The following is a 431-nucleotide window of genomic DNA, read 5'->3' on the forward strand; positions in this document are numbered from 1 at the left end:
TCTGCATCCGTCCGTATGACCCAGTCAAACAGCGCGCCAAGCCCATCCTGCAGTCCGTTAAGCAATTGCCCGCGGACCCGGTCGAACCCGGCAAGATCATCCCTTGGAACCGTGATCACGTTTGCCCCAGGGCAAAGCTTCCCAATCATCTCATCATGACCGTGGGCCACGATGTAGAGATGTTCAGGCTTCAGGTGCCTCGAGTAATGTGCGTACCATTGCGATATCGCCCAATAATCTCGGTAAACCATTGTGATCGCACAAATCTTCATGATCCCTTCTAGTCATATCGACCAGACAGGAACAAGAGAATTCATGGTGGAGCCTAGGAGGATCGAACTCCTGACCTCCTGAATGCAAATCAGGCGCTCTCCCAGCTGAGCTAAGGCCCCGAAAGGAATGGTGGGTCGAGGAGGACTTGAACCTCCGAC

General features: G+C 53.8%; 1 tRNA gene and 1 pseudogene. Both read right to left on the reverse strand.

Features of this window, described 5'->3' with window-relative positions:
• Window positions 1–272: pseudogene (locus A3728_RS23775) on the reverse strand (glycosyltransferase family 2 protein); the annotation flags it as partial.
• A 44-nt stretch (window positions 273–316) separates the two neighbouring features.
• Window positions 317–392: transfer RNA gene (locus tag A3728_RS19120), tRNA-Ala, on the reverse strand.
• Between the last annotated feature and the right edge of the window lie 39 nt (window positions 393–431).

The organism is Sulfitobacter sp. HI0040 (genome assembly GCF_001634885.1).
Classification (GTDB): Bacteria; Pseudomonadota; Alphaproteobacteria; order Rhodobacterales; family Rhodobacteraceae; genus Sulfitobacter.